This is a genomic window from Reinekea sp., assembly GCF_982785585.1.
In genome coordinates, this window is the sequence record NZ_CEYAVF010000006.1 from 24001 (window position 1) to 40977 (window position 16977).

Consider the following 16977-nt stretch of genomic DNA (forward strand, 5'->3'; position numbering starts at 1 on the left):
TAGACGGAGTAAGTTGAATGGCCCGTATAGCAGGCGTCAATATACCTGACAATAAGCATGCGGTGATTTCGCTGACCTATATCTTCGGAATTGGTCGCACCCGTGCTAATGACATCTGTAAGTCAGTAGGCATAGAGCCAACCACGAAAGTGTCCAATCTTGACGAGTCTAAACTCGACGAGATTCGCACAACAGTCGGTGAATACACTGTTGAAGGTGATCTGCGCCGTGACGTTCAAATGAACATCAAGCGCTTGATGGATTTGGGATGTAATCGCGGAATACGTCATCGTCGTAATCTGCCCGTTCGCGGACAGAACACGAAGAACAACGCACGTACCCGTAAAGGTCCTAAGAAGCCAATCAAACGCTAAGTTTGATTCGCACACATAAGTTTTAACATAGGAAATCGAAGATGGCAAAGCCAGGTACGAAGGCACGAAAGAAGGTGAAAAAGCAAGTGGCGGATGGCATTGCGCATATCCACGCTTCTTTTAATAACACCATCGTGACCATCACGGACCGCCAAGGCAATACCCTGAGTTGGGCAACTGCTGGTGGCTCCGGTTTCCGTGGATCGCGTAAGAGCACTCCATTTGCAGCACAGATCGCCGCTGAGCGAGCTGGTACCGCTGCACAGGAATATGGTCTTAAGAATTTGGATGTGGAAGTTAAAGGTCCAGGTCCAGGTCGTGAATCTGCGGTACGCGCACTAAACGCGGTGGGATATCGCATCAGTAACATTACTGATGTGACACCGATTCCTCATAATGGATGTCGCCCGCCCAAGAAGCGTCGCGTTTAATATAGGAGACAGAGTTTTATGGCACGTTATATTGGCCCAAAGTGTAAGCTGTCTCGTCGTGAAGGCACTGACTTATTCCTGAAAAGTGGCGTTCGAGCACTTGATTCTAAGTGCAAGATCGAAACAGTACCAGGCGTTCACGGTGCACGTCGTACTCGGTTATCCGATTATGGCATTCAGCTTCGTGAAAAGCAGAAAGTCCGTCGTATTTATGGTGTGCTTGAAAAGCAATTCCGTAACTACTACGCAGACGCGGCTCGAATCAAGGGTGCAACCGGTGAGAACCTGTTGCAACTGTTAGAGCGACGTTTAGATAATGTTGTTTATCGAATGGGTTTTGGTGTTACTCGCGCGGAATCGCGCCAGTTAGTATCACACAAGGCAATTCTGGTAAATGGCCAGGCGGTTAACATTCCGTCATACCAAGTCGGACCCGGAGATATCGTATCCGTTCGTGAAAAGTCACTCACACAATTGCGCGTTAAAAACGCATTGGATGTTGCGGCTTCACGTACCACGGTAACTTGGGTTGAAGTTGATGCCAAGAAAATGGAAGGTAAGTTCAACTCTGTTCCAGAGCGTTCTGAGCTTTCACAAGACATCAACGAAAACTTGATTGTGGAATTGTACTCTAAGTAATCTCACTGCAAATAGGGGCAACTATGCAGCGTTCAGTTAACGACTTTTTGACGCCACGTCACATCGATGTGCAAGAAGTAAGTGCGAACCGTGCCAAAATCACGCTCGAACCTCTCGAACGTGGCTTTGGTCACACTTTAGGCAGCGCACTGCGTCGTATTCTGCTGTCGTCTATGCCAGGCGCGGCGATCACCGAAGTTGAAATCGACGGTGTTCTACACGAATACAGTACCATCGAAGGCGTTCAGGAAGATGTTCAGGAAATCCTGCTCAACCTGAAAGACGTTGCTGTTAAGTTATTCGATCGTGATGAGTGCACTCTGACTTTGAAAAAAGTTGGTGCCGGTACTTTAACAGCTGGTGATATCCAGCTGGATCACGGTGTTGAAATAGCTAACCCAGAGCATATTATTGCGCACATGGGCACCGCCGGAAACGTCAGTATGACGTTGAAGGTGACTGTCGGTCGCGGTTATGTTCCGGCTGAATCCCGAAGCAGCGAAGAAGGCGAGAGTAAACCAATTGGTCGCTTGCAGTTGGATGCTACTTATAGCCCGGTCGTGCGGGTTGCTTACAGCGTTGAAAACGCGCGGGTTGAGCAGCGTACAGACTTAGATAAATTGATTATTGAACTGGAAACCAACGGTACATTGGATCCTGAAGAAGCCATCCGCCGCTCTGCCACTATCTTGCAACAGCAAGTAGCAGCATTCGTCGACTTGGATCATCAGGCTGAAGCTGTACAAGAGAAAGAAGAAGATAAGATTGATCCTATTCTTCTTCGTCCGGTCGATGATCTTGAACTCACGGTACGTAGTGCGAACTGCCTCAAAGCAGAGAACATATACTACATTGGGGATCTAATTCAGCGCACCGAGGTTGAACTGCTAAAAACCCCTAACCTGGGGAAGAAGTCTTTAACTGAAATTAAAGACGTTTTGGCATCCAAGGGTCTGTCACTGGGTATGGTCCTAGAGTCATGGCCGCCTGCAAGTTTAAAGAACGACGACAAGGTGCTTGCGTGACCTTGAGTCTGGCTGGTAAGGAATTTAGAAATGCGTCATCGTAAAATTGGTCGTCACTTTAATCGAACCAGTGCTCACCGTAAGGCCATGTTTCAGAATATGGCTAACAGTTTGTTTGAGCATGAAGTAATTAAAACGACCTTGCCTAAGGCAAAAGAACTGCGTCGTTTTGCAGAGCCATTGATAACATTAGCGAAGAACGATTCTGTCGCTAATCGCCGTCTGGCTTTCGATCGCACACGTTCAAAAGCAATGGTTGGAAAGTTGTTCACCGATCTGGGTCCCCGTTTCCAGGGTCGTCCCGGCGGTTATTTGCGTGTACTGAAGTGCGGTTACCGCGCTGGTGATAGTGCACCGATGGCAATCGTTGAACTGGTTGTACGAAATGTAGTCGAAGCTGAAGTTGTCAGCGAAGTCTAGTTTCAAAACAACCGTCTGATAAAAAACCCGGTCTTTACCGGGTTTTTTTTCGCCTGCAATTAACCAGCTTCGATTATGCCCGTTTGCGCATGCGCAGGGCTGCCCTTGCCTGCGCGATAGCCTCGGTGCGTCCCGTCACCCGTAATTTGCGATTAATGTTTTTCAAGTGGCTGCGCACCGTGTTGGCTTGTATCCCTAATAGGATGGCGATCTGATCATTCTTCAACTGGTCAGCCAACAAGGCGATGACAGCCCATTCTTTGGCCGTTAGTAAGGCCGTTCTTAGGGTAAGCTGCTGGTCATCCAGTTCGCTCTGGTTGGGTCGATAAAGGAACAACCATTGGCCTGCAGCGCTATCGAGTAGGTCGCCCTGTTCGAGTAAGGGCAAGCCGAGACTGTTCTTATAACAGGCTACGAGACCAATATTCGGCTCTGCTGAGCACCATTCAAGAGCCTCCAGTAAAGCCAATTTAGCAGCGCGAGGTTGATCCATCCGCCTATAGCAGATCGCTAATAAGAGTCTAATCTTGAGGCCTGTTGTTGATCCTGCAAAGTCTTCGTTGTGTTCTATCAGGTTGCAAATGTCCCCGGGCAACGAGATGGGGATAGAGTCTTTGAGGAGCAGTGCGATTAACGGCGCGATCGACTCTTCCAAGGACGCACTCCTATCCCATCGACCAACTTTAGGGCTTCCAGAACCACAGGCTACAGAAGTTCTAACCGACATGGCTTGCCATAACAATAATGCCTGATCAGCCGCCAACCGCCAGTCGGTTTTCATGCATTTCGAGGTCCGCATCCCGCTTAGCTTGGTGGCCGCGTCGGTAAGGCGGCCCCGATCCGCGTTGGCGCTTAAGAGTAGTTGCAGCCGCGCAGTTTGCAGCGGTAATTGCCAGGTGCTGGCCGATACTGACGGGCTATTGCTGTCCTGGGTGAGTAACGACAGCGCAGTGTCGTATTGCCCAGCGCTACTGAGCAGTTTGGTTTGGGCCCAACAAAGAGCCTCAGAGGCAAATAGACTCGATAAGCCCCCGTTAGCAGCAACAGCAAGTGCCTTGTCCAATGGTTCTGCAGCGCCACTGTTATTACCTATTGCCATATAGGCAGAGGCGAGCAGGTAATATGCCTGCGCCGTTTGGGTCTGAAATTGATTTTCTGTGCAAAGCACAATGGCCTGAACGGCGCTTGCGATTGATCGGCTTAATTGACCAAGGTCATGGTGCGCCTCCGCAATAACCAGCAAAGCATGGGACCTTTCCCAGAACATTTCATTACTGGCCGTTGCCAGAGCAGCCTGGGCTAAATCTAGTGCCTGCATTGGCTCGCCAAGTGATTGCGCGAACAGGGCCTCCAATGCATAAAAAGCAGAGCACAGTGTCTTGCTGAGTGGCCCCTGCGCTTTGGCTTTAGCCTGTAACAAGCTTTGCCGGGCCAGATCCGGTTGGTGATCGTTTAGTAGCGTCCAGCACAATAGAATCGCCAGCGGTGTGTCTTGAAGAACTCTGGCCCTAGGCAGCTGTTCAAAACACTGGCCGAGCGTTAGCAACTTGCCACTGCCATAGAGTAACCAGCCATATTGGGTCAGAAAGTCCTGCAGTGCGGACAAACTCCCTGAGGCCAAGATATGCTCGGCCGCCTCCGCATAGTAATCCCGCGTTACCCACCAATAGGCTGCTTTGATATGCAGTTGATCAATTGCCAGGGGTCTTTGTTTGGTGACAATGGCGAGAAGGCTGTGCCGAAACATACTGTGATAGCGATACCAAGGCTCTGCGGTGCCCTCAGGCAGGATAAACAGCTGTTCACGTTGCAATTTATCGATAATAAGGTCGGCATTGAGCCCTGCCGTTAACTCGTTAGCCAACTCGACTGAGAAACGCCGGCAGATTACCGTCGCGTAGAGAAATCCCAATGTCTGCTCGTCGGTATTCTTAAGGACTTCCTCGATCAGATAATCCTGTATCAGGCGCTGGCTTTTCTGTGATTCGCCTGACTCGGGGATTGCGCCAGCGCCATACTGGTTGTGACTGATTAAACACAGTTGCAAGCCGGCAACCCAGCCGCTCATCTCCTTGCTGACCAGCTTTTGCGCCTGCTCAAGACTGTACTGAGGCAGGTTGCGCGTTAGAAACCGCTCTGTGTCCGTTTGGCTGAATTTAATGTCGAGAATATCGAACTGCTGAATCTGATCAGCGCTTCGTAACCGTTTTATGCCAATCGGCGACCGAGTGCGCGAGCCCAGTATCAACGTAAGGCGGCTAGGAAGTTGGGCCAATGTGAGTTCGATAATTTGCCAAATGACCGGGTTCGTGATGGCCTGGCAGTCGTCCAATATTAGAGCCGACGGTCCGGGTATGGCGGACAACAACAGAACCAGATGGCGCACTATGGGTGATTGGTTTTCGTTAATGAAGTGTTTCTCATTTTCGAAAAACTGGCTATGCACTTGCGGAAAGGCTTTGCGCACGGCAACGAAGAGATAGGAGCAAAAACGACTGAGGTCGTTGTCTAACTCATCAAGACTGTACCAAACGGTACTCTGGTCTGCCTGACTGGCCCATTCCGCCAATAGGGTTGATTTGCCGAAGCCGGCGGGGGCGAGCACGCTAATACACTGCTTGGATTGAGCGAGATTGAGCCGCGCCACTAATTGCTCGCGGGATATATGGCCTTTTGGCAATGGTGGTCGATTGATCTTCGACGGCAGTATGCGGTATTGGCTTTGAAGGCGGTCAATCGAGTACATGGTGGGCAATATACTAAAGATGAATGGATGGTACATTTTAGCGTTAAATCGCCATAAAAGGCCAAATCGTTAGCAGATTAATGGCAACGGCATGTTATGCGGGGACGCACAGGGCACAAAAAAGGCGTCCGAAGACGCCTCTTAATACGGGCCGTCTGGCTAACCAAATATACCTTTAAACATAAAGAAAAACAGGATGGACAGAATTGCGCCGGCTGGCAGCGTGATCACCCAACTGGTGACAATATGGCCGATGACCCGGAGGTTCAAAGCCGATATGCCCCGTGCCAAGCCGACGCCCAACACCGCACCGACTAGGGTATGGGTAGTTGATACCGGCAATCCAGTACCCGACGCAATGACCACCGTGGTGGCGGCAGCAAGCTCGGCGGCAAAGCCGCGACTCGGGGTCAGCTCGGTAATTTTCTTACCAATGGTACCCATTACCTTATAGCCATAAGTGGCCAGTCCAATCACGATACCCGCTCCACCGAGCAACAGTATCCAACCGGGTAGCACGCTTTTAGCCAGAATTTGACCGTTATTAACGATAACACCGTATACCGCGGCCAATGGACCGATGGCATTGGCGACATCATTGGAGCCGTGAGCGAAGGCCATGGCGCACGCGGTAAAGATCATCAGGACCGCGAAGACCTTCTCGACCGAGGCAAAGCGGAATTGTTTATCGGCCGCCACATCGACCTGAACCCGTGATAAGAGTATCGCGCCCAGACCCATCACCAAGATACCGACAACAGTGGCCAAGCCGACAGACTGCATAAAAGTAATGGACAAGCCAACATGTGAGAGGCCTTTGAGTAGCGTTACCATGGCGATCATAAAGCCAACAAAAAACATATAGATTGGGACATAGCGCTTGGCATTGCCGAACGGGTCATCGGTATTGAGGATCAGCCGAGAGACACTTTTAAAGATCAGATAGGCAAAGACACCGGAAATCAGGGGTGAGACCACCCAGCTGCTAACGATAGACAAGACCTTGTTCCACTGCACGGCGTCGACGCCGATGCCTACGGCGGCAAAGCCAACGATGGCGCCCACAATAGAATGGGTAGTGGAGACCGGCCAACCCTTCCACGAGGCGATAGCCAGCCAGATACCGGCTGCCAGTAGGGATGACAGCATGCCATACACCAGCAGTTCGGGTGAGTCGGTGAGCAAGGACGGGTCGATAATACCCTTGCGGATCGTGCCCGTTACCGCGCCGCCGGCCAAATAGGCTCCAGCGAACTCAAACACCATGGCGATAAGGATCGCCTGTTTAATGGTCAGAGCTTTGGAACCAACTGATGTACCCATGGCGTTGGCGACATCATTTGCACCCACGCCCCAGGCCATTAAAAAGCCAAAAATACATGCCAATATTACGAGCAGTTGCCCGTATTCACTGATGACCGCCATAAAAAATATCCCCAGTTAGTACTGCTAAACTGTGCATGCTCGAGTTTAACGAGCGATTAGAATTTGTAAGCGTGAGCCAACTCGTTGCGAAACATCGGCTAAGTCACCAATTTGTTCGATTATCTTGTACAGAAACATCATGTCGATCGGTGGGAAGTCTTGCTCGATGTCGCGCAGTGCGCGGCGCATCTTAATTTCAAATTCATCAGTCTTGTGTTCTTGGTCGTCTAAGCGGTTGAGCAGCGAACCGACGAAATCAACTTCTTTGCTGCCGAAGCCTGTTTCGTAGAGTTCATCCAGTTCCGCTAGGGCTTCCTTGGCGCGTTTTGAGGTGTTAATGGCAGCCTTAAGGTAGCGCATCATCAGCGGTCGAATTGGCTTGGGTATGCCCATTTCACGACCGAGCATGATACCGGAGATATCCTTGGCGCGATTGGCGATGCGATCCTGCATGCTGAGTAGCTCAAGCAAATCGGAACGCGGTACCGGCATAAAGAGGCTATTTGGTAGATGAGCGCGAATGTCTTTTTTAAGCGCGTCGGCTTCCGATTCCAATGTGATAATGGTCTCGCGAACCTTGGCAGCTGCCTTGTAGTCGCCGGTCATAGCCGCTTCAAAGAAGGGTACTAAGGCCTTGGTACAGGCATGCGCTTTACTGATATGTTCTTGCATCGGTTTGACCGGGGAACGGCCAAACAACAATGACAGCGGACTGCTTGTCGACATGTAGAAACCCTCAAACAGATTTTAGAATGTCGGCATTATAGTGGTTTTGCCCTGTAATAAAACTGTAATCAAGCATTCAGCGCTTTAAAGAAGTGAATAAAAGACAACAAAGCCTATGAGCCGGGCCTATTGGGCAAGTTGTATGCTTTTTTCATTGCCGGCAAAAACGATTAGGGCCCGATCATTGCCCAATTTTCGACTGAACATATAGGGTTCACGGTTGATTTGCTGGTGATGACCGGCGCCGATTGGACTGTGGCGGTTGCGACACTGACCGATTTTGCGCCAGTGGGCGAACAAACTCTGGCGTTGTCTAGCGGCTGAATCACCCATTGGCTGCTGGCGTGGTTGTCTGCACTAACGAGTAGGCAAAAAAGTGCAGCTAGGCTTGAGGTGCGGTGCATGGGCCCACTCTGAGAAACAAGACCCGTTACCATAGCGAGCCCGCACCGGCTTGCGAAGGTTGTTTTTCATGGGGTTGGACTGAGAGCAGGGCATCGCGAGCGAACTGGCCGCTCAGTCTGGAGCGTCGGCCCTGCTGATGCGCGGTTCAATCGGTCGAATACGGCGATTGTCATCGATCGCGACGTAGACAAATTCGGCCTCGGTTACCTTATGACGCAACTCGTCTTCCGGCATGCGGCTCCAAACCTCGACCATAATGCGCGCTGAGCTGCGGCCCATGGATATTAGATGGGTATAGCAGCAGACTACCGAGCCAACCTTGATCGGCCGAATAAAGCTCATATCACCGATCGCCATGGTCGCGGTGCGGCCGCGAGCGATGCGATTGGCAACTATGCTCGCGGCAGAGTCCATCTGGGTTACCAGCCAGCCACCGGAGATATCGCCACTGATGTTGGCATCGGTGCGATTGGCCAAAATACGCAGCTGCAGTTCGCCGCGCGGTTCGGGGTTTGATTCGTCGAGCTTCTTCATGGTACGCCGTCTTCCGGGTTGATTAGGGTTTTTATTGTTGGCTTAAGTCCTCTGCGTCCGAGGGCTGAAACAGATCTCTATGGTGCCTAAGGACCGGGCCTGGGACAAGCCGAAACGCTGAAAATAATTTAATAGTCTGGCTGTCATCCAATTGTCATATTTAATTCATATGATTATCACATTGGCCGACTAACATGCTTTCCGAGTTGAAGGCTCAGCCCTAGTAATTAACGGAGAGAATCCTGTGAAAAAGACTATATTAGCTGCGATATTGGTTACAACCACTGCATTAACAGCCCTGCCTGTGATGGCGCGAGATCAGATCAGCATCGTGGGTTCCTCTACGGTTTACCCCTTTGCAACGGTAGTGGCGGAGCGTTTCGGTCGAGGCACTAATTTTGCGACCCCTACTATCGAGTCGACCGGTTCAGGTGGTGGCTTGAAATTGCTCTGCGAGGGTATCGGTGAAAACACCCCGGACATTACCAACTCCTCTAGCTATATAAAGCAGTCTCAGTTCGATGCCTGTGCCGAAAAGGGCATTGATATCATCGAAGTGAAGATCGGCTATGACGGAATTGCTTTTGCGAACAGCAAAAAAGGTCAAAAAATTGACGTTAGCCAAGAAGAGCTCTTCTTGGCGTTAGCTGCCCATGTGCCCGGACCGCAAGCCGGTGAACTCATAGAAAATCCGTACCAGACCTGGCAAGACGTGAATCCTGCGCTGCCGAATATTGCTATCCGCGTGCTCGGGCCGCCGCCAACCTCCGGCACCCGTGCTGCCTTTGTTGAGTTGGTGATGCAAAAAGGTTGTGCCAAGACCGACTGGATCAAGGCGTTGAAGAGTACCGATAAGAACCGATACGGCGAGATATGTGATTCCATGCGTGAAGACGGTGCTTTCGTTGAAGCCGGCGAGAACGACAATCTGATCGTACAAAAATTGGATGCAGATCCGGATGCCTTCGGTATCTTCGGCTTCTCATTCCTTGACCAGAACAGCGATAAGTTGCAAGGTGCTGCTTTTAATGGTGTTGATATCAGCTTTGAATCCATTGCCGATGGTTCTTATCCAGTATCTCGACCACTGCACTTCTTTGTTAAGAAGCAGCACATCGGTGTCGTGCCGGGTATTATGGAATATGTTGAAACGTTTCTGAGCCCAGCGGCCCAAAGCGATGACGGTTACTTGGCCGAAAAAGGTCTGATACCACTCGGCGGAGTAGAGCTGACCGAGATGCGCGCAGCAGTCAAAGCCCAAAAAGTTATGAAAATGTAAAGCGTGCTTTGGTACACTAAAAAGAGCCACAATTCTTGTGGCTCTTTTTTTGCGTACTTGCACCTGAACCTTATTCCGAACCTCTTCGAATTAAGAGGTTTTTTTTGTTACCCCACGCGGCTCCATGGTGTGCGGGTAATCCGCACCTTGGCCAGCGCAACCCCGGTTGTGATGTCAGTATTTGGGAGTCAATATGGCGTCGTCGTCATTATTTTTGATACTTATACTAATTGTTTTGGTGGTTTATCTATTTGGCCGCAAACGATCAGAAATCCTCGCACAAGCCGTAGGCGGCGTTAGAAACCTACATTCGCTGCCCAACTATTATGGGTTAATGGCAGCTGTTTGGGCCGGTGTGCCCGGGTTATTGCTGCTGTGTGCTTGGCTGGCCTTTGAAAATACGGTTATCCAGAATATGGTTATTGCCGGCATGCCAGACCACATTAATAGTCTATCTCAGTCGGAGCTGGGCCTGGTGTGGATGGAAATCAGCAATCTACAACTGGGTGCTATGTCCAGCGCGTCCGATCCGTCGTATTTTGCTGCCATTGATCGCTTAGAACTGCTGCGCAGTCAAAGCCAGATCGGTAAGACCGTGTTGGTGTTGTCCTTAACCGTCCTTGGCGGCTTAGTTGGCTGGCGCCTAATCCGCCCCGAGCAGAAGGCGCGCAACCAGTTTGAAGGGGTGCTGAGACTTTTACTGTTAATGAGTTCCATGATCGCGATCCTGACGACCGTCGGTATCCTGTTCTCGGTTATGTTCGAATCCATTCGCTTTTTCCAGACCGTGCCGATTACTGACTTTGTCTTTGGCACCAAATGGAGCCCGCAGATGGCTTTAAATGCCGAAGTGGCTGGTTCATCCGGCGCCTTCGGTGCGGTTCCATTGTTTGCCGGCACGCTGTTGATCGCTAGCATCGCATTAATTGTGGCCGTGCCCATCGGCTTGATGACGGCGGTGTACCTGGTGGAATACGCCAGTCCGAAGATGCGCTCTATCGTCAAGCCCCTGCTCGAGGTGTTGGCGGGTATCCCGACTGTGGTTTACGGCTTCTTCGCGGCCCTGACCATGGCACCGCAATTAAAGACCTTTTTTGAAAACCTCGGTGCAGATCCGGTGTCCTCGGAAAGCGCCTTGGCCGCAGGCCTAGTAATGGGCATCATGATTATTCCTTTTGTCTCCTCGCTCGCCGATGACGTGATCAATGCCGTGCCCAACTCGATGCGTGACGGCTCCTACGGTTTGGGCGCGACGCGCAGCGAAACCATCAAACTGGTAGTCTTCCCCGCAGCCTTGCCCGGTATCGTTAGCGGCGTTTTGTTGGCCGCCTCACGGGCGATTGGTGAAACCATGATCGTGGTTATGGCCGCGGGTCTGGCGGCGAATCTAACCGGTAACCCCTTGGAAGCGGTCACCACGGTCACCGTGCAAATCGCAACCCTGCTGGTCGGTGATCAGGAGTTCGACAGCCCCAAAACGCTGTCGGCCTTTGCCTTGGGCCTGATGCTATTTATTACCACCCTTATGTTAAACATCGTCGCCTTGGCCGTTGTTAAGAGATTCCGGGAGCAATATGACTGATCAAACTCTGAACGCCATCGAACGACTGGCGCTGGTCAAGCAGGAACGCATGGCCGCGCAATTATCGAAACGCTATGGCAAGGAAAAACGCTTTCGGTTTTTTGGTATGGCCTCTATTGTGATTGGCCTGACCTTCTTGGCGGTGCTCTTAGGCACCATCTTTACCGCTGGCTTTTCAACCTTCTTCAGTTCCGAAATTAAATTGACGATCCATTACGATGCCGCGCTTTTGGGCCTCAGCGATCTCAACGATGAGGACCAGGTGCGCTTGGCCGATTGGAGTCAATTGGTCAAAAAAGCCTTAAAAACTCGTTTCCCCGAGGTGTCCGGGCGCAAGCAATCGCGCCAATTGAACGGTTTGGCGAGCAGCATCGCAATCTACACTCTAAAGGATCGTTTGCTGGCCAATCCCGCTCTGTTGGGCACCACCGAGGACGTCTGGCTGATGGCCGACGATGAGGTCGATGCCTATATGAAGGGCCAGGTGGACCCCAGTGTGCCAGAGATTGAGCGCCGCTTTAATGACTTCCAGATCGGTCTGGTCGACCAATTGGTTGCCAGCGGCGAAATGAAACAGAGCTTTAACACCACCTTCTTCACCAACGGCGATTCGCGCGAACCGGAACAGGCGGGTATTCGCGGTGCGATGATCGGCTCCTTCTTTACCCTCCTGGTCACCCTGAGCCTGTCCTTTCCGATTGGGATTTCGGCGGCCATCTATCTGGAGGAGTTTGCCCCTAAGAATCGTTACACGGAAATTATTGAAGTCAATATCAATAACCTGGCCGCCGTGCCATCGATCGTCTTTGGCCTCTTGGGCTTGGCGGTGTTTATCAATCTCTTTCATCTGCCGCGCTCGGCGCCGCTGGTGGGGGGATTGGTGCTGACCCTGATGACTCTGCCGACCATTATTATTTCGTCGCGCTCGTCGATCAAGGCAGTGCCGCCATCGATCCGCGAAGCCGCGCTTGGCCTGGGGGCTTCGAAGATGCAGACGGTTCTGCACCATGTGCTACCCCTGGCCATGCCTGGGATGCTCACCGGTACCATTATTGGTATGGCACAGGCCTTGGGTGAGACCGCGCCGTTGTTGATGATCGGGATGATTGCCTTTATAGCCGATGTGCCCGGCACACCACTTGATCCGTCGACCGTGTTACCGGTTCAGGTCTACCTCTGGTCGGATCTACCGGAGCGTGCCTTTGTGGCAAAAACCTCCGGTGCCATCATGGTGTTGCTGGGTTTCTTGGCCATCATGAATCTGATCGCCGTGTTTCTACGCAAAAAATTTGAACAGCGCTGGTAGTGCCAGCCCGTATGTATTAGATGGAGAGGTTTTCACGTGGTCAAGAATAAGATGAGTTCAATAGAGCAGACCTTCGAAGGCTGGAAGTCGACCGTCGGCGAGCCCTTGCTGGCGCAACAAGACACCCGCATTTCAACGCGCAATGTCGATGTCTTCTATGCCGACAAGCAGGCGATCTTTGGCGTCGATCTGGATATCGGCAAGAATGAAGTATTGGCTATGATTGGCCCATCCGGTTGCGGCAAGTCGACCTTCTTGCGCACCCTGAACCGGATGAACGACACCATCGATACCTGCAAGGTGCAGGGTGATATTTTGCTCGATGGGGAAAACATCTATAACAAGGGTATGGATGTCGTCAGCCTGCGCGCACGGGTGGGCATCGTCTTCCAGAAACCGAATCCCTTTCCTAAGTCGATCTATGACAATGTCGCCTACGGTCCGCGCATCCACGGCCTGGTGTCGCGTCGCGCGGAGATGGACGAGTTGGTCGAAACCGCCTTACGCAAGGCCAGTATTTGGGATGAGGTCAAGGATCGCTTGGATCAGCCGGCGACCGGCTTATCTGGTGGCCAGCAGCAGCGGCTCTGTATTGCCCGAACCATCGCAGTATCGCCGGAAGTGATCCTGATGGATGAGCCCTGCTCGGCATTGGATCCTATTGCGACCGCACGGATCGAAGAACTGATCGATGAGTTGTCGAACAACTATACCATCGCCATCGTCACCCACAGCATGCAGCAGGCCGCGCGGGTATCCCAACGCACCGCCTATTTCCACCTAGGCCGCCTGATCGAAGTGGGCACCACGGACAAAATTTTCACCGCGCCCGACCATCGTTTGACGGAAGATTACATCACCGGGCGATTCGGCTAAGAGGATATAAATATGGAAAAATTAACCTTTGATCGACACACCTCGGCGCAATTCAATGCCGAGCTGGAAGGCGCGCGTAAGCACCTGATGGAAATGGGCGGGCTGGTTGAACAGCAGATAGATGTCGCCTTTCGCTCCTTAATGAGCGTCGATACCGACTTGGCCGCCAAAGCGATCAAGATGGACAAGGACGTCAATAAGATGGAATTGATGATCGACAAGGAGACCACCCATATATTGGCCAAGCGGAATCCGGCCGCATCGGATCTGCGCTTTATCATTTCCGTGACCAAGACAGTGAACGACCTGGAGCGCATGGGCGATGAGGCGGCCAAGATCGCCAAGCAGGCGATCGAGCTGTCCGATTCCGGCTCAGGCCCGCAGGGCTTTGTGGAATTGCGCCATATCGGCGAAAAGGTCCGCCAGATGGTGCATATGTCGCTTGATGCCTTTGCTCGCCTGGATGCCGACGCCGCCTTGTCGGTGATGCATCAGGATGAGGCCGTCGATCTGGAATACGGCACCGCGATTCGGACCCTGGTAACCAAGATGATGGAAGACCCGCGCACCATCTCCCGAGCCTTGAACGTGATGTGGGCCTTGCGCTCTTTAGAGCGTATCGGCGACCATGCGCGCAATGTCGCCGAGTCGGTAATCTATCTGGTCAAGGGCAAGGATGTGCGCCATAAGAAGCTGGATAAGATCACCGAACAACTGAAGAAACTGGATTAGGGCGCTCTCGAGCGCTTTTTTTGCCCAATTAATAAAAAAACTACTTATGAATCAATCGCTTGTTGACCTTTTTTAGATCCATCTATATAGTTCGCAACCGTTAGCCGACATAGCTCAGCTGGTAGAGCAACTGACTTGTAATCAGTAGGTCCCGAGTTCGACTCTTGGTGTCGGCACCAAACAAAGAAACCCCCGTAGCCCTTAAGGCGCGGGGGTTTTTGCGTTTTGGGGGATGGTTTCATTGACCGTCTCCATAAGCCCTGTTACTGCATCCAGGTGCGCCACAGCATCCCTCCCAACACCGCCATGAGCGTCTGCCATTGCGGACAACCGGTTTGATTCGTGATTCAATTTGACAACAGAAGTGCTGAAATTGCTTTAAAAATGATCAATTTCACGTAAGATGGAAAAGTCCACTGCATTCTGACCAGTGGTCCAACCTAACCTGTCGGGTCGCCGCTAGATCAGTAATTCGGCAAAAATAATAAATCTTAAAAATTTGGTGGGGTTACAATATGAGCGATAACTTATCGTCCGGAGATGCCGTCGGCATGTCGTTCTGGCTGATATCAATGGCGCTGGTTGCTGCTACAGCTTTTTTCTTTGTAGAGCGCGATCGTGTTGCTGGGAAATGGAAGACGTCGTTAACAGTTTCAGGCTTAGTCACGCTGATTGCTGCGGTTCACTACTTCTACATGCGCGATGTCTGGGTACAAACTGGAACATCGCCAACGGAGTTCCGTTACATTGACTGGTTACTCACGGTGCCATTGTTGATGATCGAGTTCTACTTGATTCTGTCTGCCGTTGCCAAGGTACCCTCCGGTGTTTTCTGGCGCTTACTGCTCGGTTCAATTGCCATGCTTGGCTTTGGTTTCCTTGGTGAAACTGGCATGATGAATCCAACGGTAGCATTTTTCCCATCAATGTTGGGATGGGGATTCATCGTTTGGGAAATCTTCAAGGGCGAAGCGAGTCAGATCAACGCGGGACTTTCAAATGTTCACGTACAGAAAGCTTATAAGTGGATGCTTTTATGCGTAACGGTGGGTTGGTCTATCTATCCGATCGGCTATTTTGTTGGCTACATGGGCGGCGGTGCTGACCCGGTAACACTCAATGTCGTTTACAATTTAGCCGACTTTGTGAACAAGATTGGATTTGGCGTGATTATCTGGGCTGCTGCGGTAGCAGACTCAGAGTCAAGTAAAGCCTAACGGCAGATGTGCTGAAGGGGTTATAAATCGGCTATAAAGCACCTCAAACGGTACCCCGTTGCGAGGTGGCTTGAGTTGCCAATGAAAGGGAAATTGCACTTGCAGTGGTGTTTTTCTACCTCAAACCTCGGTTGATAGAGGCCAGTGGCTTCTGCATGACCTCGGTAGGCGCCCAAGAGGCCTGACTTGTCATCAGTAGGTTTGGAGTTATACCCTCGGCGCCAGCACCAAAGTAATAAACCCTCGTAGCCCATAAGGCGCGGGGGTTTTTGCGTTTTGGGCTAGGCGGGTTACACTTTGCTCGCGAATCGGCCGCTGCGCACTGGCTGCCAGATCGCCCCTTTTAATCCTGCCACCCCACTCGAGCGAATCCATGGACCTAATTACCCTAATGCTAACGGAACTTTCCAGTTGGTTTGTGCCCCATCTAACTTTTATCGCTTCAACCTTGGTGCTGACCCTGATGGCCATCTTCGGTGCGCGGCTGAATCGTGCGGTTTGGGTGCTGGTGCGCGGTGCGCACTTTATCGTGCGCACCCTGATATTCGTCGCGCTGTGTGTACTCGCTTATGGCGCGGCGATTCTCTATTTGATCCCACTGGTGCGGCGAGTCATTCTGACGGCCGGCAGTCTTTGGTTGGGGATGCTGGTGGTCGCTGCCTTCTTGTTATTGGGTTTGTTGGCGGAGCGGCGCAGCCGCAAGGGATGAGCCGAGCAGGGTGGCCACGGTGCAGATGGCATTGCGGGCGATATTAAAAGGGGAAAGCAAGCTTTCCCCTGGCGTCGTAAGCCTTGGTTGTTCATCCACGAACCCGTTGTGGTCGGCCCGCATCCTGCGAATTGCCGTACATCCAGTACCGTTGCCGTTTCATCCGTGAAGGGTCGTGTTCATCCTGAACACCGGCACAGCCTTTGCAGCTGCGCCGGTACGGTGCCGTCCTTGGCCCTTTCTGATCACTCAATCCGGGCTCTAATGCCGATCAGCATCCTGCCAATCCGACCATCCAATGGTATGCCGCCGTCCTAGCGCTTCCTCGTTCTGTGGTGATCCATGGGAGTCCGTTCCAGCCCGTCCTAGGCTTTAGCACGTTTCACGTGCTCGCGTTATCCCGATCGGCCTCATGCCCATCTGCCCTCCGGTGGCGCTCTATTACTCGGTTCGTCCTGAACTGGGACCAGTATAGGGCAGTTTGAGGCCGCTCAGGATGCGGCCTGGAATGGGCCAAATAGTGCGTGCGGGCGATCCCTTCATTTTAAAGG

The 16977-nt window shown here is 51.9% G+C and carries 16 protein-coding genes and 1 tRNA gene; 13 read left to right on the forward strand and 4 right to left on the reverse strand.

Translation table 11 applies throughout. The annotated features are described in order from the left end of the window. Positions 1-17: 17 nt before the first annotated feature. From rpsM to rplQ, 5 genes are read left to right on the forward strand one after another with little or no spacing between them, the layout of a single operon-like run. Positions 18-374 (forward strand): 30S ribosomal protein S13, encoded by a 357-nt coding sequence (gene rpsM, locus AC4FIC_RS04235; protein ID WP_100255932.1) that lies wholly within the window; start codon positions 18-20, stop codon positions 372-374. A gap of 41 nt (positions 375-415) precedes the next feature. After that, positions 416-805 carry a 30S ribosomal protein S11 gene (gene rpsK / locus AC4FIC_RS04240; RefSeq protein WP_100255933.1) on the forward strand — a complete coding sequence of 130 codons (390 nt, stop codon included), beginning with the start codon at positions 416-418 and terminating at the stop codon, positions 803-805. Between the two features lie 18 nt (positions 806-823). Further along, entirely contained in the window at positions 824-1444 is a 621-nt protein-coding gene (gene rpsD, locus AC4FIC_RS04245; RefSeq protein WP_100255934.1) for a 30S ribosomal protein S4, read from the forward strand. 23 nt (positions 1445-1467) lie between these two features. Next, complete coding sequence (locus tag AC4FIC_RS04250) at positions 1468-2469, forward strand: DNA-directed RNA polymerase subunit alpha (protein WP_100255935.1); 1002 nt, start codon at positions 1468-1470, stop codon at positions 2467-2469. Between the two features lie 30 nt (positions 2470-2499). Next, positions 2500-2889, forward strand: coding sequence for a 50S ribosomal protein L17 (gene rplQ / locus AC4FIC_RS04255; protein ID WP_100255936.1), 390 nt, complete (start codon positions 2500-2502; stop codon positions 2887-2889). A gap of 73 nt (positions 2890-2962) precedes the next feature. On the opposite strand, the gene AC4FIC_RS04260 is transcribed toward rplQ, so the two are convergent. From AC4FIC_RS04260 to AC4FIC_RS04275, 4 genes are all read right to left on the reverse strand, one after another. Next, positions 2963-5635, reverse strand: coding sequence for a winged helix-turn-helix domain-containing protein (locus AC4FIC_RS04260; protein ID WP_273285503.1), 2673 nt, complete (start codon positions 5633-5635; stop codon positions 2963-2965). 159 nt (positions 5636-5794) lie between these two features. Beyond that, a complete protein-coding gene (locus AC4FIC_RS04265) occupies positions 5795-7060 on the reverse strand; it encodes an inorganic phosphate transporter (protein WP_100255938.1) in 1266 nt (421 codons plus the stop codon). Positions 7061-7105: 45 nt separating this feature from the next. Continuing rightward, a complete protein-coding gene (locus AC4FIC_RS04270) occupies positions 7106-7786 on the reverse strand; it encodes a TIGR00153 family protein (protein ID WP_100255939.1) in 681 nt (226 codons plus the stop codon). A gap of 516 nt (positions 7787-8302) precedes the next feature. After that, entirely contained in the window at positions 8303-8725 is a 423-nt protein-coding gene (locus AC4FIC_RS04275) for an acyl-CoA thioesterase (RefSeq protein WP_100255941.1), read from the reverse strand. 244 nt (positions 8726-8969) lie between these two features. Between AC4FIC_RS04275 and AC4FIC_RS04280 the strand changes: the two genes are divergently transcribed. From AC4FIC_RS04280 to AC4FIC_RS04315, 8 genes are all read left to right on the forward strand, one after another. Then, positions 8970-10004, forward strand: coding sequence for a substrate-binding domain-containing protein (locus AC4FIC_RS04280; protein WP_100255942.1), 1035 nt, complete (start codon positions 8970-8972; stop codon positions 10002-10004). A gap of 193 nt (positions 10005-10197) precedes the next feature. After that, positions 10198-11586 carry a phosphate ABC transporter permease subunit PstC gene (pstC, locus tag AC4FIC_RS04285; RefSeq protein WP_100255943.1) on the forward strand — a complete coding sequence of 463 codons (1389 nt, stop codon included), beginning with the start codon at positions 10198-10200 and terminating at the stop codon, positions 11584-11586. Continuing rightward, a complete protein-coding gene (pstA, locus tag AC4FIC_RS04290; RefSeq protein WP_273285475.1) occupies positions 11579-12892 on the forward strand; it encodes a phosphate ABC transporter permease PstA in 1314 nt (437 codons plus the stop codon). The genes pstC and pstA overlap by 8 nt, the downstream gene beginning before the upstream one ends. Positions 12893-12943: 51 nt before the next feature. Next, the gene (gene pstB, locus AC4FIC_RS04295) at positions 12944-13768 is read left to right on the forward strand and encodes a phosphate ABC transporter ATP-binding protein PstB (RefSeq protein WP_100258665.1); all 825 of its coding nucleotides are present in this window, start codon (positions 12944-12946) and stop codon (positions 13766-13768) included. Between the two features lie 12 nt (positions 13769-13780). Next, positions 13781-14500 (forward strand): phosphate signaling complex protein PhoU, encoded by a 720-nt coding sequence (gene phoU / locus AC4FIC_RS04300; RefSeq protein ID WP_100255945.1) that lies wholly within the window; start codon positions 13781-13783, stop codon positions 14498-14500. Positions 14501-14603: 103 nt separating this feature from the next. Next, positions 14604-14679 (forward strand) — tRNA-Thr (locus tag AC4FIC_RS04305). A gap of 336 nt (positions 14680-15015) precedes the next feature. Further along, the gene (locus tag AC4FIC_RS04310; protein ID WP_100255947.1) at positions 15016-15717 is read left to right on the forward strand and encodes a bacteriorhodopsin-like; all 702 of its coding nucleotides are present in this window, start codon (positions 15016-15018) and stop codon (positions 15715-15717) included. A 373-nt stretch (positions 15718-16090) separates the two neighbouring features. Continuing rightward, entirely contained in the window at positions 16091-16426 is a 336-nt protein-coding gene (locus tag AC4FIC_RS04315) for a DUF3392 family protein (RefSeq protein ID WP_100255948.1), read from the forward strand. The last annotated feature ends 551 nt before the right edge of the window (positions 16427-16977 follow it).